At 42.7% G+C, this 21,401-nt stretch carries 24 protein-coding genes and 2 riboswitches; of the genes, 17 read left to right on the top strand and 7 right to left on the bottom strand.

The features are described from left to right. The first annotated feature begins 172 nt into the window (after window positions 1–172). The gene (locus tag ACY8D0_RS06590) at window positions 173–799 is read left to right on the top strand and encodes a TVP38/TMEM64 family protein (RefSeq protein WP_462409675.1); all 627 of its coding nucleotides are present in this window, start codon (window positions 173–175) and stop codon (window positions 797–799) included. Here the strand turns inward: ACY8D0_RS06590 and ACY8D0_RS06595 are convergent. Further along, window positions 796–1,146, bottom strand: a complete 351-nt coding sequence (locus ACY8D0_RS06595) for a hypothetical protein (protein WP_462409676.1) — start codon at window positions 1,144–1,146, stop codon at window positions 796–798. The two genes, ACY8D0_RS06590 and ACY8D0_RS06595, sit on opposite strands and share 4 nt — an antisense overlap. Before the next feature lie 96 nt (window positions 1,147–1,242). Here ACY8D0_RS06595 and ACY8D0_RS06600 point away from each other — a divergent pair, with 96 nt between their 5' ends. From ACY8D0_RS06600 to ACY8D0_RS06610, 3 genes are all read left to right on the top strand, one after another. Further along, window positions 1,243–1,851: a LysE/ArgO family amino acid transporter gene (locus ACY8D0_RS06600; RefSeq protein WP_462409677.1), complete on the top strand. Its 609-nt coding sequence runs from the start codon at window positions 1,243–1,245 to the stop codon at window positions 1,849–1,851. A gap of 133 nt (window positions 1,852–1,984) precedes the next feature. Then, a complete protein-coding gene (locus ACY8D0_RS06605; protein ID WP_462409678.1) occupies window positions 1,985–2,365 on the top strand; it encodes a hypothetical protein in 381 nt (126 codons plus the stop codon). Between the two features lie 221 nt (window positions 2,366–2,586). After that, window positions 2,587–2,766: a hypothetical protein gene (locus tag ACY8D0_RS06610; RefSeq protein ID WP_462409679.1), complete on the top strand. Its 180-nt coding sequence runs from the start codon at window positions 2,587–2,589 to the stop codon at window positions 2,764–2,766. A gap of 70 nt (window positions 2,767–2,836) precedes the next feature. On the opposite strand, the gene ACY8D0_RS06615 is transcribed toward ACY8D0_RS06610, so the two are convergent. Continuing rightward, window positions 2,837–4,909, bottom strand: a complete 2,073-nt coding sequence (locus tag ACY8D0_RS06615; RefSeq protein WP_462409680.1) for a peptidoglycan D,D-transpeptidase FtsI family protein — start codon at window positions 4,907–4,909, stop codon at window positions 2,837–2,839. Window positions 4,910–5,259: 350 nt separating this feature from the next. On the opposite strand from ACY8D0_RS06615, the gene ACY8D0_RS06620 reads away from it, so the two are divergent. Beyond that, a complete protein-coding gene (locus ACY8D0_RS06620) occupies window positions 5,260–6,060 on the top strand; it encodes a TerC family protein (RefSeq protein WP_462409681.1) in 801 nt (266 codons plus the stop codon). A gap of 257 nt (window positions 6,061–6,317) precedes the next feature. Then, the gene (pssA, locus tag ACY8D0_RS06625; RefSeq protein WP_462409966.1) at window positions 6,318–7,013 is read left to right on the top strand and encodes a CDP-diacylglycerol--serine O-phosphatidyltransferase; all 696 of its coding nucleotides are present in this window, start codon (window positions 6,318–6,320) and stop codon (window positions 7,011–7,013) included. Between the two features lie 38 nt (window positions 7,014–7,051). Here pssA and qoxD read toward each other — a convergent pair whose 3' ends face one another. Genes qoxD through qoxA form a run of 4 tightly spaced genes read right to left on the bottom strand, consistent with a single transcriptional unit; the run spans window position 7,052 to window position 10,876 of the window. Then, window positions 7,052–7,345, bottom strand: coding sequence for a cytochrome aa3 quinol oxidase subunit IV (qoxD, locus tag ACY8D0_RS06630; RefSeq protein ID WP_462409682.1), 294 nt, complete (start codon window positions 7,343–7,345; stop codon window positions 7,052–7,054). A gap of 1 nt (window position 7,346) precedes the next feature. After that, window positions 7,347–7,952, bottom strand: coding sequence for a cytochrome aa3 quinol oxidase subunit III (qoxC, locus tag ACY8D0_RS06635; RefSeq protein WP_462409683.1), 606 nt, complete (start codon window positions 7,950–7,952; stop codon window positions 7,347–7,349). After that, window positions 7,942–9,921: a cytochrome aa3 quinol oxidase subunit I gene (qoxB, locus tag ACY8D0_RS06640; RefSeq protein WP_462409684.1), complete on the bottom strand. Its 1,980-nt coding sequence runs from the start codon at window positions 9,919–9,921 to the stop codon at window positions 7,942–7,944. Before qoxB ends, qoxC begins: the two co-directional genes overlap by 11 nt. Continuing rightward, window positions 9,911–10,876, bottom strand: a complete 966-nt coding sequence (qoxA, locus tag ACY8D0_RS06645; RefSeq protein WP_462409685.1) for a cytochrome aa3 quinol oxidase subunit II — start codon at window positions 10,874–10,876, stop codon at window positions 9,911–9,913. Before qoxA ends, qoxB begins: the two co-directional genes overlap by 11 nt. A gap of 384 nt (window positions 10,877–11,260) precedes the next feature. Here qoxA and ACY8D0_RS06650 point away from each other — a divergent pair, with 384 nt between their 5' ends. The 9 genes from ACY8D0_RS06650 to ribH all read left to right on the top strand — a co-directional run bounded on the left by ACY8D0_RS06650 (window position 11,261) and on the right by ribH (window position 18,207). After that, window positions 11,261–11,566 carry an iron-sulfur cluster assembly accessory protein gene (locus ACY8D0_RS06650; protein ID WP_462409686.1) on the top strand — a complete coding sequence of 102 codons (306 nt, stop codon included), beginning with the start codon at window positions 11,261–11,263 and terminating at the stop codon, window positions 11,564–11,566. Window positions 11,567–11,713: 147 nt separating this feature from the next. Beyond that, on the top strand, window positions 11,714–12,481 hold the full coding sequence (locus ACY8D0_RS06655; protein WP_462409687.1) for a Cof-type HAD-IIB family hydrolase: 768 nt from the start codon (window positions 11,714–11,716) through the stop codon (window positions 12,479–12,481). A gap of 76 nt (window positions 12,482–12,557) precedes the next feature. Beyond that, complete coding sequence (gene cspD, locus ACY8D0_RS06660; RefSeq protein ID WP_462409688.1) at window positions 12,558–12,758, top strand: cold-shock protein CspD; 201 nt, start codon at window positions 12,558–12,560, stop codon at window positions 12,756–12,758. A 158-nt stretch (window positions 12,759–12,916) separates the two neighbouring features. Beyond that, on the top strand, window positions 12,917–13,750 hold the full coding sequence (locus ACY8D0_RS06665; RefSeq protein WP_462409689.1) for an oxidoreductase: 834 nt from the start codon (window positions 12,917–12,919) through the stop codon (window positions 13,748–13,750). A 113-nt stretch (window positions 13,751–13,863) separates the two neighbouring features. Further along, a complete protein-coding gene (locus tag ACY8D0_RS06670; protein WP_462409690.1) occupies window positions 13,864–14,331 on the top strand; it encodes a GyrI-like domain-containing protein in 468 nt (155 codons plus the stop codon). A gap of 125 nt (window positions 14,332–14,456) precedes the next feature. After that, a riboswitch (FMN riboswitch) is annotated at window positions 14,457–14,604 on the top strand. Window positions 14,605–14,722: 118 nt separating this feature from the next. Beyond that, the gene (ribD, locus tag ACY8D0_RS06675) at window positions 14,723–15,805 is read left to right on the top strand and encodes a bifunctional diaminohydroxyphosphoribosylaminopyrimidine deaminase/5-amino-6-(5-phosphoribosylamino)uracil reductase RibD (RefSeq protein WP_462409691.1); all 1,083 of its coding nucleotides are present in this window, start codon (window positions 14,723–14,725) and stop codon (window positions 15,803–15,805) included. A gap of 13 nt (window positions 15,806–15,818) precedes the next feature. Beyond that, window positions 15,819–16,475 (top strand): riboflavin synthase, encoded by a 657-nt coding sequence (gene ribE, locus ACY8D0_RS06680; RefSeq protein WP_462409692.1) that lies wholly within the window; start codon window positions 15,819–15,821, stop codon window positions 16,473–16,475. Between the two features lie 30 nt (window positions 16,476–16,505). Next, window positions 16,506–17,699 carry a bifunctional 3,4-dihydroxy-2-butanone-4-phosphate synthase/GTP cyclohydrolase II gene (locus ACY8D0_RS06685; RefSeq protein WP_462409693.1) on the top strand — a complete coding sequence of 398 codons (1,194 nt, stop codon included), beginning with the start codon at window positions 16,506–16,508 and terminating at the stop codon, window positions 17,697–17,699. A gap of 40 nt (window positions 17,700–17,739) precedes the next feature. Then, on the top strand, window positions 17,740–18,207 hold the full coding sequence (gene ribH, locus ACY8D0_RS06690; protein ID WP_462409694.1) for a 6,7-dimethyl-8-ribityllumazine synthase: 468 nt from the start codon (window positions 17,740–17,742) through the stop codon (window positions 18,205–18,207). A 46-nt stretch (window positions 18,208–18,253) separates the two neighbouring features. Here ribH and ACY8D0_RS06695 read toward each other — a convergent pair whose 3' ends face one another. Beyond that, window positions 18,254–18,940: a Dph6-related ATP pyrophosphatase gene (locus ACY8D0_RS06695; protein WP_462409695.1), complete on the bottom strand. Its 687-nt coding sequence runs from the start codon at window positions 18,938–18,940 to the stop codon at window positions 18,254–18,256. A gap of 116 nt (window positions 18,941–19,056) precedes the next feature. Continuing rightward, window positions 19,057–19,245: riboswitch (cobalamin riboswitch) on the top strand. A gap of 164 nt (window positions 19,246–19,409) precedes the next feature. Between ACY8D0_RS06695 and ACY8D0_RS06700 the strand changes: the two genes are divergently transcribed. Next, a complete protein-coding gene (locus ACY8D0_RS06700; protein WP_462409696.1) occupies window positions 19,410–20,372 on the top strand; it encodes an ABC transporter substrate-binding protein in 963 nt (320 codons plus the stop codon). Then, complete coding sequence (locus tag ACY8D0_RS06705; RefSeq protein WP_462409697.1) at window positions 20,338–21,399, top strand: FecCD family ABC transporter permease; 1,062 nt, start codon at window positions 20,338–20,340, stop codon at window positions 21,397–21,399. Before ACY8D0_RS06700 ends, ACY8D0_RS06705 begins: the two co-directional genes overlap by 35 nt. Window positions 21,400–21,401: the final 2 nt, after the last annotated feature.

Genomic DNA, 21,401 nt, shown 5'->3' on the forward strand with positions numbered 1-21,401 from the left:
TTTTAAACTCTGTTGATTGAAGCGGAAGTCAACAGCCTTATTTAACTCAGCCTTTTATTTAAATAAGTTTTTGTTTATCAAAATCATCAATTCCTATTATACTTAACTGTAAGGTGACAGGTTTTTACTCTTACCGGATTAAATGTTGATTGATGTGTGAAAGTGAGGAACAATGGCTAAACGAGCGATAAGTCTATTCATTTTGGCATTGGTTGTATTCTTTGGCTATACCATGAAGGATGAGCTATTCTCTTTAATGAACGAAGACGGGGGCATATCCGTTTTGATTAGTATCCTATTGGCGGCCATTTCAGTGTTTTTTCCAATCATTCCATTCCCATTGTTGGCCGGAACCATTGGCGCTATATTTGGGCCCGTTAATGGAGCGTTGATTTCATGGGGCGGTGTCATGGCAGGGACCATGATGTTTTTTTTGCTGAGTCACTATGGTTTTCGTGAATATGCCCAACATAAATTAAGTAATTATGCTAAGATAAATGAATACGCAATTTTTTTACAAAAGCACACCTTTTTAGCAGTACTGGCGTTCCGGCTAGTTCCGATTATTCCGGCACCTGCGGTCAATATCCTATGCGGCTTGAGTTATGTGCACTGGCTGCCATTTATTGGGGCAACGGCAATCGGTAAACTGCCCAATATCTTGTTATTTTCGTATGCCGGCTCAAAATTTTATGAAAATAAATGGCTGTCTTTGGGGTTATATGGGCTTTACACGCTTATTATTTTTTTGATCATCCTCGTTTTCAATAGTAAAAGAAAAAAAGGATTCAAACATTAAAGGGCCTTTTGAATATTGAAATCCGGTTTGGATTCAATGGCAATGATTTCTTTAAAGAAACTTTTCAGTATCAGCCATTTGGCAGGGTATGTATACATAAAATCCTCGACCACCGCTGGTGAATAATGGATAAAGCAATCGAGCTGCAAAGGGTCTTTTTTTAAATCATATAAAAGGGCGTGAAGAATCGTATAGTGTTCTTTAAGTTGAAAGGGATTGGGCTTGACAATTTCAATGTTCAGGCTTGACAGGTATTGTTTTATCGATACTTCCTGGAGGGATATACTCTCTTCCATTGAAAGACCATTTAAGCGGATTCGTTCATTAATGAAGTAGATTGCTTTCATTTAAACTTCGTCCTTTCCTCTGTCCTATTTTAGTAATGGTATTGACAGTTGGAGAGGGAAGTATACTTTATTTGTTTTGACATTAAGGAGTTAGCAATGATAAGTGCTTCCATAAATGGGTTTCTTTTAGCATTTGGTTTAATCTTGCCCCTCGGGGCGCAAAATGTGTTTGTATTCAATCAAGGAGCCATTCAGCCGCGATGGCTAAAAACGCTTCCGGTAGTTTTAACTGCTTCACTCTGTGACACGTTGCTGATTTCGCTGGCGGTTTTTGGGGTATCAGCTGTTGTTCTTGCAATCAGCTGGATTCAAACGACATTGCTGGTAATTGGCATTGGGTTTTTATTTTTTATGGGATACTCGACATGGAAGAGCAAGTCGGGGGCCACAGGAACAACAAATCAGACTTTCACGCCCGGCAAGCAAATTGCATTTGCCGCGTCCGTTTCCCTATTAAATCCACATGCAATATTAGATACAATTGGCGTAATCGGCACCGGGTCAGTATCCTATACAGGTTCTGGGAAGATTGCCTATATGCTGGCCTGTATTCTAGTTTCTTGGATATGGTTTTTTGGGTTATCGATAGCCGGTCGAATTTTGGGAAAGTGGGACCAATCAGGAAAATTTATCATACTTTTAAACAAAATATCCGCTATCATTATGTGGGGAACCGCCATTTATCTTATTTTTACACTAGTCTAAAGCAATATCCTTTTTATTTATTGGAAGATGATATCTGTTATGAATTCGTTTTTTCTTGTGCAATCTAAACTCGGGTTGAGTTCTCAATCCGATTGTCCCGAAGTGATAATCCACTTAAAAACGGAGGACTGACATGCTAACACCACAACATTCGATTACACACATCAATCAATGCCGTCAAATTGCTCAAGCATTAATAAATCAAACGCAGCAAAGCAACCGGATCTATCAGCAAATGCAACAAAATGAACAGCAAAACCTTCAAATGCTGGAGCAAATGTTGCAAAAGGAAAGAATGGCGGTACAAACCATTCAGCAAAGCCTTCAAGGGCATGAAATGGCCATTCAGCGATGTCAAGAAGTTATCGCGCAGTGTAATCAGCTGGAGCGGGAATTAACTGGACAAATGGGGATGGGGACAGTCGGATTCCAAGGCCAATCCTTTGGAAATCCTGCATACCAAAACCATTCATTCCAAAATTCAAATTCCCAGTATCAGTCTTTCCGTCAATAAGGACAACGAAAGCAGCACGCATAGCTGACATGCGTGCTGCCTTTTTTAAACAAAAAAACGGCCCGGCTAGTGGCCGGGCGCACAAACACATATATATAAAAGGGGGCGGAGGTTAAAAGGGTTCTTCACGGAACCTGATATAATCATAACGGGAGAATATGAACAAACCATGAATAGAAAATTAATAGAATAAGAAACTTTTAAAAAAAGGGGAAGGAAGAATGAAAAACTATCATTGCTGTGCAACATGCAAAAACTTTCAAGCCGAAAGAAAAAACGGCCAAATGGTCTACCTCTGCAGCCGTCTGGGCTATCAAACAAAAACCACTTACAAATTCAACTGCTGGGATCCACGAGACGATATAAAAAAACGGATTACCGGACACCCACCGATGCGTTAACGCTGTACAGGGGTGGGGGCCTGTCCCCCGGCGCGTTAACGCGTTACTTTAGTGGGGGGGCAGGCACGGTTTAGTGTTTTTTTAGTTGGAAGTAGGTATCCAGTATGCGTCGGCCAATTTTGAGGTTGGCTTTGTTTTCGTTGTCGCCTTGGTAGGCCCAGGGGACTAATACGGCTAGGGCCACTTCCGGGTGGTCGCTTGGGGCGTAGGTAACCAGGCTCAGGTTCATGACAGGTGGTGGCTCTTTAAAGTTTTTTCTTAATGGACCGTCGTAAAAGGCTTCTGCTGTTCCGGTTTTACCTGCCGGAGCATAGTTTACGTTTGGAAATGATTTGTAGGCGGTTCCTCCAGGTTCCTGCATGACCTTTTTAAACCCCAGTCTCACCCGATTCAACCACTCCTTCTTCACATCAATCGTATTGAGAACAATTGGGTTGATCGACTGGACCACAGGGCCAAGTTCCTCTGAGTCATGACCGCCGCTGCGGATTTCTTTTACGACATGCGGTTTCATCCGATAGCCGCCATTGGCAATGGTGGACACGTACTGGGCTAGCTGCATGGCGGAATACGTATCGTATTGGCCAATTACAAGGTCCAGGAGATGCCCGGGGAGTCTGCTCGACCCTTTATATCCATATTGTTCATTGGGCAAATCGATTCCTGTCCGGGTGCCTAAACCAAATGAGGCAAAGTGATTACGAATGTCCTCAAAGGCATTCTTATTGACTAAAGTTAATGGTTTTTCATATTCATATTTTCCTTTTCCAATGCGAATGGCGGTGTGAAACATATACACGTTGGAGGATTTTTTTAAGGCATTGATATCATTTAACCTTCCTAAGTAGGAATAAGACTTTTTCACTGGAGTGTCCTTTATTTTAATCCCCGAATCATCGAACACGGTTCCGGGAGAAATCGCCCCGGTCTTATAGCCCGTCAGGATGGTAGCCCCTTTCACAGCGGAGCCGACATTATAAGTAGTAGTAAAGGCGCCAAGAGCATCATCCTGCATTTCCTGTTTTCCCGTTATGGAATCTCTCACTATTTTTTTTCCCGACATCGCAAGTATTTCCCCTGTATCCGGTTCCATCAGCACGGCATAGGCCCGGTCAGTCAGGGCCGTTCCAGGGAGTCTTTTTACAGCCCAAAGCTCCTCTTCAATAATTTTGTCGACAGCTTTTTGTAAATCGATGTCAATGGTTAGAATCAGGTCTTTTCCTTTTTTTCCATCAGTTACCGGACGGGTTTCAATAATCGTGCCGGTTTTATCCATCACATTTTTTACTTTGGACTTATGGCCTTTCAATACGTCTTCATATTGTAGTTCCAGCTGGCTTTTTCCTACTCGGTCATTTCGGTTGTAGCCCCTTGCCAAAAAAAATTCCAACTGCTCAGCCGGAAGGCCTTCTTCTGAATTGGTGACCTTGCCTAAAACTGATCTTAGGGTCAGGTCGAAGGGATAAGACCGTTCCCAATCCGTTGTCGTGTCAACGCCTGGGAGGGATTGAAGGTTCTCGCTCACGGCTGCGATTTCCTCGTCCGTAACCCCTTCATTCTTGACAATTTGCGAAGTGAATTTATAACCGCTATTGAAATCTTTATAAATGGCCAGAATTTCAAGGTCCTGTCCAGTTATTTCTGCTAATTCTTTGTCAGTGATCCGCTCCAGTTTGAGCTGATACAATTCGCCATCCGTTAGTTTCTTTGAGTTAAACAAATGTTTCTCATCGGGGGTGATTTTGGCATCCGCCCGTTCAGGATTCCTTAATATCCAGTAATCCCGCTTGTCCCTAGCCGAGACTTTATCAGTGTTTTTTACAATCAAGCTTGCCAGTTTCTCAGCCGTTTCAAGCATTTGGAGGGAACTGAATCCTTCATTGGTAAAAGTAATCGCATTTTTCGGGACATTGTTTACCATTACCTTGAAATTGCGGTCATACATTTTTCCCCTGGGAACTGGAATCGTTACAGTGGTCGTTTCTTTCCGTTCCAAGTCTCTTTTGAAATTCTCGCCATAGACAATTTGCACAAACCCGAGCCGTAATATAAGTATAGAAAACAATAAAAATACAGTAAAAAAAAGGACATTCAAGCGATAAGGAAAGTGGGACTTTGGTTTTTTCTGCTTCTGGTTTTCCAAGTGGTACACATCCTTTTCCTTGAAAGATCATCATGGTTAGTATGTCTCATATTTCCGATGTTACAACTTATGGATGGGAAAAATTGTATTGACAATATGTGAAAATCATAATACAGTATAAGTAATTAAATATTTCCTTTTTAAAGGGGAGTAGCTGCTACAATAAAGTCGTCATTCCGAGGGTTCAATCCTCCGGCTTTATTGGCAACATTGACGTTGTTAGCAAGACCTTTACTTTACTGTAAAGGTCTTTTTGTGTTTTTTTAAGGCCTTTACTGTAAACGGTAAAGGCCTATTTTTATGGGCACTGGGGATATTTGATACTCATTATTTTAGAGGAGGAAACAGATATGGATTTCTCAATCCTAATGGAATACGGATGGGTGTTAGTAATCTTGGTTGCTCTAGAAGGGCTGTTGGCCGCTGACAATGCCTTGGTTCTTGCGATTATGGTAAAGCCGCTCCCTGAAGAAAAACGTAAAAAGGCATTATTCTACGGGCTGGCCGGAGCGTTTGTCTTCCGCTTCGCTTCATTATTTGCGATCTCTTATTTAGTCGATGTATGGCAGGTTCAAGCAATCGGGGCCGTTTATCTGCTATTTATGTCGATTCACCATATCATCCGAAAAATGGCAAAAGGAAAAGTGCAAAAGGTGGAGAAAAGGCAGAAGCCTCGAAAGGCAGGAGGTTTCTGGGCTACGGTCTTAAAAGTGGAACTGGCTGATATGGCCTTTGCAGTGGATTCCATCTTGGCAGCCGTGGCTATGGCGGTGGTGCTCCCCAATACCCCAATCCCCAATATTGGAGGGCTTGACGGAGGAAAATTTTTGGTCATTTTCGCCGGTGGTGTAATCGGGTTAGTCATTATGCGATTTGCGGCAAACCTGTTTGTCAAACTGCTTGAACAGCGTCCCGGCTTGGAAATTGCTGCTTTTTCGATTGTCGGCTGGGTGGGTGTCAAATTGACCGTTTACACGTTATCCCATCCACAGCTGGCGATTTTGAGCGAAGAATTTTCCCATTCGATTGAATGGAAGATTACGTTCTATGTGGTACTGGCCGGAATAGCTGCTGCTGGCTGGTTCTTCTCGAAGGGGCAGCAGAAGGAAATGGTCAATAAGGAAAAGAAATCAAGCCATCAGGTGAACTAGATTATACAAAAAGGGGGGGATGAAAAAATGTCATCCCCTCGTCATAGTATTAGCGGACCAACTCAGTATAATAATAATGACTGGCTTTCATTTTGGCGTTCTTAACCAGGCGTGGTATGTTTTTGATTTGTTTTTTCTGGCTTTGGGTTACAACCGCCAATTTATTTTTCCAATACGACAAAGAAAAGCGTTATAATAAAAATAAGCTAGGCGGGTGATTAGACAATTACTGCTTTGCAAAAATTGGAGTGATACATATTATTAGAAACAGTATTCCAAACCTATTTACCCTAAGCAATTTACTTTTTGGGTTCTTATCCGTGATGTACTCCGCCCAAGGAGATTATAAAAATGCCGCGATATTAATCTTAATTGGGATGATGTTGGATAGTATGGATGGCCGCATTGCTAGAATGCTGCGTGTCCAGAGTGATCTGGGGAAAGAGCTGGATTCACTTGCCGATATCGTGACATTTGGCGTGGCCCCGGCCATGATGGCCTATTATTCCTACTTTTCCATTTATGGAATAATCGGCATGGCCATTTCCGGTCTGTTTCCGTTATTTGGTGCATATCGATTGGCTAGGTTTAACATAAACGCCGTAAAATCATCGCTAAAATATTTTACTGGAGTTCCCATCACGGCAGGCGGGGGAATTTTGACACTGTTGACGCTGTTCCAAGGGAAAATGCCTGGCATATTCTTGCCAATCGCTTTTTTTGTCATCTGTTTTTTAATGGTCAGCACCATTAAAATTCCAAGTTTAAAAGAAGTGCCACTGCCTAAGTACGGAATTATTATTACCGCCTTTTTGGCTTGCGCGATTTTTCTCTTTTACAAAAGGGAAAAATATCGCTTTCCGTATTTTCTTTACATAGCGATCCCATTATACATTGCCTACTTAAGTTACCAGTTTGTAAGAAGGCGCCGCCGCAAAAAAACGCCAAAATAAAAACAGGGTAATGAGCCCATGCTCATTACCCTGTTTTTTTACATTCCAAATGACATAACCCAAATGGATCCTGCGACTGCAAGAAGGGCGACCCCGAAACCGGAAATGATATTGATGGTATTCGCGGTGCCGTCTTCCCCTTCATTCATGTGCATGAACATATACAGTTGCAGTATCGCCTGTATAACTGCCAATGAGCCGATAATCCAGAAAATCGCTGTAAACGAAAGGGATGTTTTTAATGCCACTCCAAGGGCCGCAAAGGTGAGGACCAATGACATGATAAACCCTACTACGTGTGTGATAGGAAATCCGTTTTTATGTTTTTCCATTCTATCTCACCATCCCTGATAAATAAACAAATGTGAAAATAAAAATCCAAACGACATCAAGAAAGTGCCAGTACAAGCCGATAATAAAGGTCTTGCGGGCCGTTACCGGTGTTAATCCACGTTGCATGATTTGGATAATAACCATGGTCGCCCAGCCAATCCCCATGCTGACATGGAGTCCGTGAGTGCCCAAAAGGGTAAAGAAGCTTGATAACCACGCGCTGGTTTGCATTGTTGCTCCTTCATGCACATAATGGATAAACTCAGTAACCTCCATAAATACAAACCCGGCACCAAGCAAAAGGGTGATGATGAGCCAAAGCAACAACCCGTTTTTATGGTTTCGGCGCATTTCATAGATCGCCAACCCACAGGTAAAACTACTGGTTAACAGTAATATCGTTTCAATCATGACATCTTTAATCTCAAAAAGATCCTTAGGTGTCGGCCCGCCGGCAAAGCGGGCATTAAGAACAGAATAAACAGCAAACAAGGTTCCAAACAGGATAATCTCGGCCCCTAGGAAAACCCAGAAACCTAAAATGTTCAAGCGGTTTTGTTCCGTTTGGTATTCAAGCGGTAAGGCTGTATTTACATTAGCCGACATGATTTTTCACTCCTTTACCAACACTTGAGCGCCATGATTTCTCGGTTTCTTTAATTTCATCGACCGTAACATGGTAGCCGTCATTATAATCAAAGGAACGGATAATCAGCCCGATGATGATGCCGACAGCAGCAACAAGTGCCGCAAGTTTCCATTCAAATACTAACAAGAACCCTGTAATTCCGAAGATTACTCCCATATAGAACGGAAGACCGGAATTATTAGGCATATGAATCTCTTTAATTTCCTCATCACTAAGGGTTAAACCTTCATTCTGTTTCTTCATATACCAGAATGCATCCAATGTTTTGACTTCTGGTACCTTTGCAAAATTATAGAGTGGGGCAGGGGAAGCTGTTGCCCATTCCAATGTTCTTGCATTCCATGGGTCGTTTGAAATATTTCTGTCTGCATATCTTGTGCTCCAATAAATGTTGTAGCAGAATGCAGCAAAACCTAGTGCCAAGATGACAGCGCCAATCGCTGAAACTAAAAATAATGGGGCAAACCCAGATTCGGCAGAATAGGTATACGAACGTCTTACCGCACCATCAAGTCCCAAGAAGAACATTGGCATGAACGTAACGTTAAAGCCGATGGTGAAAAGCCAGAAGTGAATTTTTCCAAGCTTCTCATTCAGCATAAACCCAAACATTTTTGGCCACCAGTAGTAAAGACCGGCAAATACCGCAAAAACAACACCAGGTATTAATGTATAGTGGAAGTGAGCCACTAAGAATAACGTATTATGGTATTGATAATCGGCTGCACTCATCGCCAACATAACCCCTGTAACCCCACCAATTAGGAAGCATGGGATAAAGGCAAGAGCCCACAGCATCGCGGTAGAGAATTCAATCCGTCCTTTTCTCATCGTGAACAGCCAGTTAAACATTTTGACACCGGTAGGAATCGCAATCATCATCGTTGTGATCGAGAACACCGAGTTAACTGCTGGTCCCGCACCCATTGTAAAGAAGTGGTGGACCCAAACGAGCATACTTAATATAGCAATACCAACGACAGAGAACACCATCGATTTATAACCAAATAACATTTTTCTTGAGAAGGTAGCAATAACCTCTGAGAACATCCCGAAAGCAGGAAGAACAACAATATAAACCTCAGGGTGTCCCCATAACCAGAACAAGTTAACCCACATCATATCCATTCCACCGCCGCTCAGCGTGAAGAAGTGGGTACCGAAAATACGGTCCATTGCCATTAAGGCAAGGGCAACTGTGAAAATAGGGAAAGCGGAAACGATAATAACAGAGGCAATAAACGATGTCCAAGTGAACATCGGCATTTTCATTAGCGTCATGCCTTTTGCCCGCATTTTTAAAATCGTGACAATAAAGTTAATACCGCTTATCAATGTACCGATACCGGCAATCTGAATCGCCACTGCATAGTAGTTGTTCCCGATACCTGGCGTAAACTCTTTACCAGCAAGAGGGAAGTAAGCTGTCCAGCCTGCATCAGGCGAACCGCCGATAACGAATGAAATATTGAATAACATCGCACCGCTGAAGAACAGCCAGAAGCTTAGGGCGTTCAATTGCGGGAATGCTACGTCGCGCGCGCCAATTTGCAGCGGAATCACATAGTTCATGATCCCAATTAAAAGCGGCATCGCAGCGAACAAGATCATAATCACTCCGTGAGTGGTGAACACTTCGTTATAGTGCTGTGCATCTAAAAAGTTCATTTCCGGACGGGAGGTTTGGGCCTTCATCATCAGGCCGTCAACACCGCCGCGGAAAAACATGAGAACACCGGCCAGGATATACATAATCCCGATTCGTTTATGGTCAACAGTGGTAAGCCATTCGCGCCATAGCCATTTCCACCTTTTAAGGTAGGTAAGCAATGCCACGATACCAATCACTGAAAGTAGAATCGCAATTTGAGAGCCTAATATTAATGGATTACCGACAATAAATAAATCATGCCAATTAATGTCCACTTTGCTCACCTCCATCAGTATTTTTATCCGTGGTTGTGGATTCACTTTGGGATTTTTCATCCTCAAAAATTTTCCCTTTGACACCATGGACTTCGTATAGTTCAGGATTCGTATAAGTACCTGAATTCATTTTACCGTGATCAACCCATTGTAAATGTGTGCCAACGAAGGTTTCGCGGCCTAAGTGGGTTGGCTTTAATAAGCTCAAATATTTTTTCTCAGACAATTTAGGAGCCGTATCTTTGACTTCTTTGACCCATTTTTCAAAGTCTTCAGGAGTTTTGGCTTCCACCGTGAATTCCATATCGGCATAGCCACGTCCGTTAAAGTTTGTGTTTCTTCCCAAGAATTCACCTGGCTGGTCTGCGGTTAGATACATTTTTGTTTCCATTTTATTCATGGTGTATACTTGACCGCCCAAAGCAGGTACCCAGAAGGATTGCATTGTGCCCGCCGAGGTTAATTTAAACTGAACAGGTGTGCCAGCAGGGATATTCACGTAATTCACTGTTTCAATCCCTTGTTCCGGGTAGCTGAAAATCCATTTCCAGTCAGCAGAGGTAACGTTGATTACGATAGGGTCTTTGTCGGCATACTCCGCAGGAGGCTTTTCTAAGCCATAAACGGTTTTGACCGTTGGAATCGTTAACGCTATAACGATGACAATTGGAAGAGCCGTCCAGATCATTTCGAGTTTTGTGCTGCCGTGTTCCTCAGGTGGCTCGTAGCCCTCATTTTCCGGGCGTGCCCGATACTTCCAAATAATGTACACAAACAAGCCGACGACAACTACCACAATCAGGGCCATGAATACAAGAGACCAGTTAATTAAATCCAAAATCTCTCTTGCAGCTGGTCCCTTTGGATCAAAGACCACCATTTTGCTGTCACAACCGCTCAGCAACAAGGCGGTAAACAGTGAAAGCAGGGGAATCAACCATCGTTTCTTAAACATTTGTTATTCAATCTCCTCTCTATAATCATTTATGCATTGGCCTATATTGATGTGAATATGTTCACAATCTTTTATGTAGTGAGCCAATTTGGAAAAGCCTGTTAGGACTTGTTATAATCATTATGATTTTAGAATAATTACTAACAGACAAAGAAAGTTCATAAATTAGTTTACCAAGATGTCAGTGACGTTTATATAGGTTTTTGAACAAATTTGTGACAAATTTGTTAAGGATTTAAATAGGCATTCAAGGAATTCTTTGGAAAAACCTTTTGATTGTAATTTAAATCATTATTATTAGTAGGATTCATTTGCATTGGATTGGCTATTTTACTATAGTAATGAAGTAATACAGTGAATTTTTTTAAAGAGGAGATTTCAATTATGAAGGTAAAAATTAACCGTAATGCTGCGAAAGCATTAAAAAAAATGATGGAAGCAGAAGACGCGCAAGGAAAATTGTTCCGCGTATATGTGACAAATGTTCACGGGGATCATGCACATTATGACCTAATGCTCGATACTCCGACGGAAAACGATGAAGTCGTAAAAACGGATAAAGATATTGATTTTATTTTGGAAAAAGGTGACGAATATTTGGATGGGGTGTGGATTCAATATTTCCAAGTCCCACAAGAAGAATGGGTGATTACAAACCCGGCGATGGGCGGTCATCACCATCATCATTAATCATTAAAGACGAGCTGACCCTGATTCGGGCCAGCTTTTTTACTTTTCAGACGTTACTATAAAAATATTATGTAAATAAAGGGAATATTTTTGTTCTTACCTATTAAACATGTTAATCTAAAAAGGAAGAAGGGAGTCGCTGTACTTATGAAGACTAATCACATAAATGGCAAGAAAATTAAATTGGTGGCACTGGATATGGATGGCACTTTATTAAACAGCAATCATCAAATATCTAACGAAAACCAACTGGCCATTCAAGAGGCACAAAATCAAGGTATTATTGTCGTCCTTAGTACAGGACGTTCAATTAACACATGCAGGGAACATGCAGATGCATTGGGGCTTAATTCCTATTTGGTAACCGTAAATGGCAGTGAAATATGGGATGAAAACAGGGAACTGTTCCGCAGGGAACTATTAACACCTGAACAGATAGAATGGATGTACCAACTGTCCCGGCAATTCAACACTGGATTTTGGGCAATTAGTACGGAGCAGACCTGGCATGATGAAATGCCCGAAGATTTACATAATATGGAATGGATGAAATTTGGTTTCAATATCGAGGACGAAACAATTCGGGAAACCGTTTTTCAACAATTACAAACCAGAGGGGAATTTGAATTAACTAATTCGTTTGTCCATAACATTGAAATTAACCCGGTCGGGATCTCGAAAGCGAAAGGACTGGAGATTGTTTGCGGCCGGTTAGGAATAAAGATGGAAAATGTCATGGCAGTCGGGGACAGCCTGAATGATCTGGCGATGATTAAAGAGGCCGGCTTGGGGGTTGCCATGGGGAATGCCCAAGAAAAAGTAAAGCAAGCTGCCGATTGGGTGACAAAGACAAATGATGAAAATGGCGTGGCCTTTGCCATTCGAACTTGGATACTAGCGGAAAATGGCGAATAAAAAATGAAAAAATGGGAAAAATAGAATATAAAGTATTTTAATTTAGCTTTGATTATTCAGGGAGGCATTATTTAGAATGGAACACGGAAAAGTAAAATGGTTTAACAATGAAAAAGGATTTGGATTTATTGAGCGTGAAGGCGGAGAAGATGTATTTGTCCATTTCTCTGCAATACAAGGTGAAGGATACAAATCCTTAGAAGAAGGACAAGAAGTGACGTTTGAAATTGAAAACGGCCAGCGGGGACCGCAAGCCGTTAACGTGCACAAACAATAATGATGATAAAAACAGACTCTTGGGGGGTCTGTTTTTTTTGCCATTTGTTATTTTGCATTTGGGAAAAGGGAACCCATAATGCGGTTGGTTTTTTCATCACGTTTTATATAGAAAATAAATCCTTCTATTATATAATTGTCTTAAAAGGGGGGAAGAAGATGGATCAACCCATTGCTATTATCACGGGTTCATCGAGTGGTTTTGGTTTTCTTACTAGTATCGAGCTTGCAAAGAGTGGTTATCAAGTGGTTGCGACCATGAGAGATTTACAGAAAGCAGCACCGTTACTAGAGGAGGCAAAGAAGTTTCGTTTGGAATCCAGTATCATCATCCATGAGCTGGATGTTACAGAGGATGAATCTGTAAAAAATTTTAGCTCATTTATTGGAAGCTTGGGCAAAGTAGATGTCCTTGTCAACAATGCTGGGTATGCTGCTGGGGGCTTTGTAGAGGAAATATCATTGGAGGATTATCGAAAGCAATTTGAAACCAATGTTTTCGGGGTTATTCGAGTCACAAAAACCGTTTTGCCGTATATGCGTCAACAGGGAAAAGGAAAAATCATCACGATTAGCAGCATTAGCGGGAAAGTGGCCTTTCCTGGGTTGTCCCCCTATGTCGCTTCCAAGCATGCCATCGAAGGCTGGAGCGAGAGTCTCCGCTTGGAAATGAAACCGTTTGGCGTCGATGTCGTTCTTGTGGAGCCGGGCTCCTTTAAAACCAATATCTGGTCCACTGGCAAACAAGTCTCAGCATCACTGCCAGATTCCCCATATCATCCTTATATGAAAAAATTAGAAACATACCTCGAGGCGGGGGAAGCCCAGTATGGGGATCCGCAAGATGTTTCTAGAATAGTAGCAGAGATCACTTCTCTGGACAAGCCCAGTCTTCGCTACCCGATTGGAAAAGGGGTAAAATTAACTATGTTTCTTAGGGATTTCATCCCATGGAAGCTATGGGAGAAGATAATTTGGCAAAAACTTACTTAAATTATAATTTTTTGAAAATAATAATTTGTGGGAAAAAGTCGAATTTTTTATGAAGGATTTTCGGGAAAGGATGAGAATATTTAGAGATAATATCTTATAAGGGTGGGGTATGAGTGGATATTAAAGTGATAGAGAAAGATAGTATGAAAGTCGTAGGAATCTCTTGGAATGGCTGTTACTCCCAGTTGGATTCAATTCCAAGCTTGTTTAAAGTAATGGAGGAACGGGAGAAGGAAATTAAAAGTAGGACGGAAGAGCCTGTTTTCATCGCGCCATTCCATAGCAGGGAAACGGAAGTTACCTATTATGTCACAACACCTGTGGAAAATCTAGAGAGTATCCCGGATGGCATGGTTGGTTTTACGATTCCGAAAAAGAATTATGTGTTTACTACCCATGTCGGAAAACCCGACGACATTCAAAGTACATACCTGCAACTGCTTACATGGATGAACGAGTATGGTTATGACCAGGATCATCAAGCATTAAGTTTGGAAGTTTATAAAAAGACGTCTCCGGACCGGGATGAGAACGGAAATCTTCAATTGGAAATATACTTGCCGGTCAAGACATATAAGTGAAAATAGTCATAAAATCTTAGGGGAAGGGCTGTATCTTCCTCTCTATTTTTTTCTGGCCAGAACAAAAATTTTTACATTTTAAATCATTAACGTATAATAGGATTGTAAAACCAAACCAAATTAAATAATTCCTTCGGGGTCAGGTGAAATTCCGAACCGGCGGTGATAAAGCAAATGCTTTTTAGTCCGTGACCCGGTTAGCCGATTGGTTAAACGGTGGATCTGGTGAAATTCCAGAGCCGACAGTTAAAGTCTGGATGGGAGAAGGAGAACGATAGGTTTATTCACTGAAAAATTGCACAGTGTGTAAGCCCTAATTTCCTATTGCCATTTTTAGGCCCTGAAGCACCACGCTTCAGGGCTTTTTACATTTTAAATGGGAGATGGTCGGATGAATGATCAAGATTATATGCGTCTAGCGTTAGACCTTGCCAAGGGGGCGCTGGGGCAGACTTCGCCCAATCCCGCAGTGGGGGCTATTTTGGTTAAGGATAATCAGCTAATTGGAATGGGGGCACACTTAAAAGCAGGAGAACCCCATGCCGAGGTCCATGCCATCAGGATGGCCGGCGATAAAGCAAAAGGAGCTACATTATATGTGACGCTTGAGCCGTGCAGCCACTATGGTAAAACACCTCCCTGCTCTGACCTGGTGATTCAAACCGGGATTAAAAAAGTGTTAGTTGCCACAACCGATCCTAACCCGAAAGTGGCGGGAACGGGAATTGAACGGATGAGGCGTGCGGGAATCGAAGTTGTGGCAGGACTGCTTGAGCAGGAAGCCCGCGAATTGAACAAAGTGTTTTTTTACAATATCCAAACGGGCCTCCCTTACGTTACCTTGAAATCGGCGGTAAGCTTGGATGGAAAAACAGCTACCTCGACCGGAGAAAGTATGTGGATTACCGGCGAGGACGCAAGAATGGACGTTCATCAATTCCGGCACCGGCACGATGGCATATTGGTCGGAGTGAATACCATCATTAAGGATAATCCCACGTTAACGACAAGGCTTCCTTCGGGAGGAAAAAATCCGGTCCGCATTATTTTGGATACCTATCTGCGCACTCCCTTAAAGTCTAAGATGCTAACGGATGGCGAGGCGCCTGTTTGGATTATAACAGGTTCTGAAGTGAAGGCAGATCATGAAAGGGCCTACCGGGAATTAGGGGTGGAAATCATCAAGATGGATAGCTCGCAAATTTCGATTCAAGCTATGCTTTCCAGCCTTGGCAAACGTGGGATCACCTCCCTGTTTGTCGAAGGCGGGGCAGAAGTCCACGGAAGTTTCTTAAAAGAACGAGCCTTCCAGCAAATCATCACCTATATTGCCCCGAAGCTAATTGGAGGTAGACAGGCACCAGCTTCTTTCGGCGGGTATGGAATTGAAAAAATAGAGGAAGCCGTGAATTTAACGATAAAACAAGTTGACTTGATTGGCAATGATTTAAGGATTATAGCTGAACCTGTATAAAGGAGTACGAATTATGTTTACCGGAATCATTGAAGAAATTGGTACAGTGGCAGATATCAAGCGGTCTGGGGAATCATTTGTCTTGTCCATTGAGGCGAAAAGGATACTCGAAGATGTCCATCTTGGCGACAGTATTGCGGTGAACGGTGTTTGCTTGACTGTTACGTCTTTCAAGGGGCGGTTTTTTACAGTTGATGTCATGCCCGAAACGGTGAAAGCGACAAGCTTAAGGGATTTAAAACGGGGCTCTAAGGTTAACCTTGAGAGAGCCATGGCAGCCGGCGGCAGGTTCGGAGGACATTTTGTGTCCGGGCATATTGATGGAACTGGCGTTATTAAGAAAAAACAGGCCTATGAAAATGCGGTATATTATGAAATTGAAACAGGGCCAGATTTGATGGAGTATATCATCTTAAAGGGTTCAATCGCGGTGGATGGGACAAGCTTGACCGTGTTTGGCGTGACCGACACCAGTTTTACACTTTCGTTAATCCCCCATACTTTGTCGGAAACTGTTTTAGGTTTAAAAGGAACCGGGGACATTGTCAATTTGGAGTGCGATATGATAGGGAAATATGTTGGACATTTTATAAAAAATGCACCGAATGCAAAACCGAAGAAAACCGGCGGCATATCAGCTGAGTTTTTACAGGATAATGGTTTTTTGTAAAAAACTATCGTTTACAAGGAGTGGTTTAGAATGTTTGACTCGATTGAAGAAGCTTTGGTGGAATTAAAAGCGGGAAAGGCCGTTATTGTATGTGACGATGAAGACAGGGAAAATGAAGGGGATTTTATCGCTTTGGCAGAGAAAGCGACCCCCGATGTGATTAATTTTATGGTTACCCATGGGAGAGGGCTCCTTTGTGTACCCGTTGAAGAAGACATAGCGGCAAAATTGGATCTTATGCCAATGGTATCGTTAAACACGGATCCGCATGGAACTAATTTTACCGTCAGCATTGACCATAAGTATTCCACGACGGGCATCTCGGCATATGAGCGGTCTGCCACGGTTTTAAGCATGATTGATCCTGAAGCGAAACCGTCAGATTTTAAACGGCCGGGGCATATTTTTCCGCTGGTGGCCAAAAAGGGCGGCGTATTAAGAAGAACCGGCCATACGGAAGCGGCCGTGGACCTTGCTAGACTTTGCGGCGCAAAACCGGCGGGAGTCATCTGTGAAATCATGAATGAAGACGGGACGATGGCGCGTGTTCCCCAGCTGCGTAAAATTGCCGATCAGTTGAATGTAAAAATGATTACCATTAAGGATTTAATTCAGTACCGCAATAAGCAGGATCAATTGGTGAAGCGGGAAGTCGAAATTAAGCTGCCAACTGCCTTTGGTGAGTTTAAAGCCGTTGGGTATACGAATCTGGTTGATGATAAAGAACATGTGGCACTTGTCAAAGGGGAAATTGACCCGGCAAAACCAACCCTGGTCAGGGTTCACTCCGAATGTTTAACCGGGGACGTTTTCGGGTCATATCGCTGTGACTGCGGACCGCAGCTTCATTCAGCATTGCGCCAAATTGAACAGGCCGGCAATGGCGTCTTGCTTTATTTACGCCAGGAGGGCCGCGGAATTGGGCTTCTAAATAAATTACGTGCCTATAAACTGCAGGAGCAGGGTTTTGACACGGTCGAAGCAAATGAAAAACTCGGATTTCCAGCGGATTTAAGGGAGTACGGAATCGGCGCACAAATACTGAAGGATTTAGGAATAAAGAAAATGAAGCTGTTGACTAATAATCCACGTAAAATTAAGGGCCTTAAAGGTTATGACCTTGAAGTAGTGGAGCGTGTCCCGTTGCAAATGGAAACAAGAGCAGAAAACGAAAAATATCTGCGGACTAAACATGAAAAATTAGGACATCTGCTTCATTTTTAATGGAAGATTAAAAAATTTATTATTCTGGAGGCTATAAAAAATGGGACAATTGTTTGAAGGGCATTTAGTAGGAACAGGTTTAAAAATCGGTATTGTGGTCGGTCGTTTTAATGAATTTTTAACAAGCAAGTTGTTAGGCGGGGCGCAGGATGCCCTTAAAAGACACGGCGTAAAAGACGAAGACGTCGATGTTGCTTGGGTTCCCGGTGCATTCGAAATTCCTTTAATCGCCCAAAAAATGGCGTTTAGCAAAAAATATGATGCAGTCATCACGTTGGGTACAGTCATTCGCGGCGCGACCCCGCATTTTGATTATGTCTGTAATGAAGTGTCGAAAGGCGTTGCAAAAGTGGGGTTGGATAGTGGAATACCCGTTATGTTCGGGGTCCTCACCACAGAGTCGATAGAGCAGGCAATTGAGCGGGCGGGAACAAAGGCTGGTAATAAAGGCTGGGATGCAGCAACAGCGGCCATTGAAATGGCCAACTTGTGCAGGAGTTTTGAATAGTCCAAGAAGAAGGAGCAGCCTAAAGTTGCTCCTTGTTTTCATTCCTTCATCCCGGCAGTAAATCCACAAAGTAAAACCGGTCTTTGTTTGTGTGCAAATCCTTTGTTTTAATCACTGAATCTGAAAGCTGGAATTCAATTGGCTTGGTGAAGACCGGACCGTCAAACACGAAAGTATGAAACTCACCGTTTTCACCGCACACATCCACCCCTAATGGAAGGTCCTTAAGAAAATCATGGTCGATGACCCTGCCAGCAAATGATGGGTCCAACCTAGTGCCATCTACAGCGGTAACAATGGTTTTATAACCATAATCCAAAAATTCATCCATTAATTTTTCTGGACTTTCACCCCAAAGTGGAAACACCGCTTCAAGCAAGAATGGATGAACGAGCTTTTCCCTGTATTCCTTAAGATCTTGTAAGTGAATATCTCCAAACATGACATGGGAGATTCCGTCCCTGACAATCTGTTGAAATGCTTCACCCATTGCACGTTCATATTCTCCATTTGTACTGTGATTCGGAAGATAAACCTTTCGTACAGGTATTCCTAAGGCATCGGCCTGCAGCTCGATCAGCTCGTCCCGAACCAGGTGGGAGCTGGTCCGATGGCTTTCTTGTGAAATAGTTACCAGTAATGAATCCACTACCCATTCACCCGAATGCAGCAGCCGATGTAAACCGAGAGTGGAATCCTTTCCTCCACTATAGGAAATGACAATTTTTTTCAAACGATTACCCCCTTTCTGTTAAGCATAAAATAGAAAATGATAGAATAAAAGGAAAATTATTATGAAAAATGTATGCATTTATTTTTTTAATTCGCTATAATTGACCTGTCATAAAAAAATATTTGAAAGAAATAGGTGTTAAAATCTTTCGGGATTTTGACTTAATTGGGAAGCTGGTGAAAAACCAGCGCGGTCCCGCCACTGTAAATGGGAGCAACCTAAGCATGCCACTGTCCGAAAAGGATGGGAAGGCATAGGAAGCGATGACCATGAGCCAGGAGACCTGCCTGTTTCTTGTGCGCCAACAAACCTACGAGGATAGGGAGGTGTGGAAGCCTAGACAGTTTTTACTTTTAAAAGTATGAATTGAATCTACTCGTGCCAACATCTCCAATTATACGGGAGATGTTTTTTTATTGCGTGCCACTATTTTTTATATGGACCAATACATAGTACAGGGGGAACACAAATGAAGAAATGGTATTCACTTTTGTTTTCAATTCTATTAACCTTAGGAGTGTTAGCAGGCTGTGGCGGACAAAACAGCCAGCCAAAAGAAGACAATAACACCGGGGAAAAACAAACTGAACAAGCAGCCTTTCCGGTGACGATTAAAGATGCGGTAGATAAAGAAGTAACGATTAAACAAAAGCCTGAAAAAATCGTCTCAGTCATTCCAAGTAACACGGAAGTGGCTTTTGCTTTAGGTCTTGGAGAGGAAGTGGTCGGCGTCTCCGACTTTGATAATTATCCTGAGGAAGCAACGAAGAAGGAAAAAGTAGGCGGTATGGAAATAAACGTCGAAAAAATAATCTCGCTGCAGCCGGACTTAGTTCTGGCCCATGCCTCTTCTGCTCATAACTCCGAAGCGGGGTTAAACCAAATAAGAGATGCCGGCATTCCTGTATTGGTCGTCAATGACGCGCAAAATTTTAAGCAAGTTTATGATTCGATTCTCATGATCGGAAAAGCATCCGGTGAAACAAAGAAAGCAGAAGAGCTGGTTAGCGGCATGAAGGACAAATTGGCTGAAATTAAGTCAAAGGCTGCTAATATAAAAGAGAAGAAAAAAGTGTTCGTGGAAGTATCACCAGCTCCTGAAATCTATTCGCCAGGAAAAAATACGTTTATGGACGAAATGTTGACCGCCATTAATGCGGAGAGCGTGACCGCCGACTTAGATGGCTGGGCAAAGGTCGACCAAGAAGCTATTATCCAAAGAAATCCGGATGTCATCATTACAACGTACGGCTATTATGTGGACAATCCAACGGAACAAGTCCTGAGCAGGACTGCCTGGGAGAATGTCAATGCCATTAAAAACAAACAGGTGACGGATGTCGATTCCGACCGAGTCACACGTTCAGGCCCAAGGGTTATCGAAGGAGTAGAGGATCTTGCCAAGGCCATTTATCCGGACGTATTTAAATAATAAATATTTAGCCTATCTAATAGCCGGCCTCTTTTTGTTCGTTTCGATTTTATTGGGAATTTCGATTGGAACGGTGCCTGTTTCCATCCCAACGATCCTGAAAGTATTCGTTGCCAAGATTTCCGGATTCATCCCATTGGATAGCATTGATCCTATGTATACAAGTATTGTCTTCGATATAAGATTGCCAAGAGTGATTTTATCAGGTCTTGTGGGGGCCGCTCTTGCGATTGCGGGAGCAGCCTTTCAGGGGCTGCTGCGGAATCCGTTGGCTGACCCGTATACACTGGGGGTATCATCCGGGGCATCAGTCGGGGCAGTATTGACGATTTTTCTTCAAATTTCACTTCCTTTTGTTGGAAGTTTTACCCTGCCGTTGCTAAGCATTCTATGCTCCTTTATCACCATCTTTTTAGTACTGGCATTCGCCAGGAAAATTGAGCGATCAATGCGGGTGGAAACTATCATTTTAACCGGCATTATTTTTAGTTCATTTTTAGGCGCACTGATATCCTTGATGATTGCGTTGACAGGAGACGAGCTGCGGCAAATTATAGGCTGGCTGCTGGGCAGTGTTTCGATGAGGGGCTGGGAATACGTTAAATTGATTCTCCCGTTTTTTATTATCGGGGCAGGCATTCTGTTCCTGAATAGCAAGGAACTGAATGCGATGTCGTTTGGAGAAGAGCGGGCACACCATTTAGGTGTAAATGTTCAAAAACGAAAACTGATTATTCTAACGGCCGGGTCAATTTTAACTGGTGCTGCGGTCGCGGTATCAGGCACAATTGGTTTTGTCGGCTTGGTCATTCCCCACCTTGTCAGGCTGGTATGGGGACCTGACCATAGGCATCTCCTGCCTTTATCCATTTTAATCGGCGGAGCTTTCCTTATAATGGCCGACTTGGTTTCCAGAACGATCATTTCCCCGACGGAGCTGCCGATTGGGGTCATCACCGCGTTACTGGGGGCACCGGCATTTGCGCTGATTTTAATCCAAAGAAAAAGAATGGAAAGAAGAGGATAGGG

The sequence above is a fragment of the Neobacillus camarae genome (assembly GCF_054950115.1).

Coding starts and splice junctions, on each gene's coding strand:
- ACY8D0_RS06590 (WP_462409675.1), top strand. CDS start 173: ATGGCTAAACGAGCGATAAGTCTATTCATTTTGGCATTGGTTGTATTC.
- ACY8D0_RS06595 (WP_462409676.1), bottom strand. CDS start 1,146: ATGAAAGCAATCTACTTCATTAATGAACGAATCCGCTTAAATGGTCTT.
- ACY8D0_RS06600 (WP_462409677.1), top strand. CDS start 1,243: ATGATAAGTGCTTCCATAAATGGGTTTCTTTTAGCATTTGGTTTAATC.
- ACY8D0_RS06605 (WP_462409678.1), top strand. CDS start 1,985: ATGCTAACACCACAACATTCGATTACACACATCAATCAATGCCGTCAA.
- ACY8D0_RS06610 (WP_462409679.1), top strand. CDS start 2,587: ATGAAAAACTATCATTGCTGTGCAACATGCAAAAACTTTCAAGCCGAA.
- ACY8D0_RS06620 (WP_462409681.1), top strand. CDS start 5,260: ATGGATTTCTCAATCCTAATGGAATACGGATGGGTGTTAGTAATCTTG.
- qoxD (WP_462409682.1), bottom strand. CDS start 7,345: ATGGAAAAACATAAAAACGGATTTCCTATCACACACGTAGTAGGGTTT.
- qoxC (WP_462409683.1), bottom strand. CDS start 7,952: ATGTCGGCTAATGTAAATACAGCCTTACCGCTTGAATACCAAACGGAA.
- qoxA (WP_462409685.1), bottom strand. CDS start 10,876: ATGTTTAAGAAACGATGGTTGATTCCCCTGCTTTCACTGTTTACCGCC.
- ACY8D0_RS06650 (WP_462409686.1), top strand. CDS start 11,261: ATGAAGGTAAAAATTAACCGTAATGCTGCGAAAGCATTAAAAAAAATG.
- ACY8D0_RS06655 (WP_462409687.1), top strand. CDS start 11,714: ATGAAGACTAATCACATAAATGGCAAGAAAATTAAATTGGTGGCACTG.
- cspD (WP_462409688.1), top strand. CDS start 12,558: ATGGAACACGGAAAAGTAAAATGGTTTAACAATGAAAAAGGATTTGGA.
- ACY8D0_RS06665 (WP_462409689.1), top strand. CDS start 12,917: ATGGATCAACCCATTGCTATTATCACGGGTTCATCGAGTGGTTTTGGT.
- ribD (WP_462409691.1), top strand. CDS start 14,723: ATGAATGATCAAGATTATATGCGTCTAGCGTTAGACCTTGCCAAGGGG.
- ribE (WP_462409692.1), top strand. CDS start 15,819: ATGTTTACCGGAATCATTGAAGAAATTGGTACAGTGGCAGATATCAAG.
- ACY8D0_RS06685 (WP_462409693.1), top strand. CDS start 16,506: ATGTTTGACTCGATTGAAGAAGCTTTGGTGGAATTAAAAGCGGGAAAG.
- ribH (WP_462409694.1), top strand. CDS start 17,740: ATGGGACAATTGTTTGAAGGGCATTTAGTAGGAACAGGTTTAAAAATC.
- ACY8D0_RS06700 (WP_462409696.1), top strand. CDS start 19,410: ATGAAGAAATGGTATTCACTTTTGTTTTCAATTCTATTAACCTTAGGA.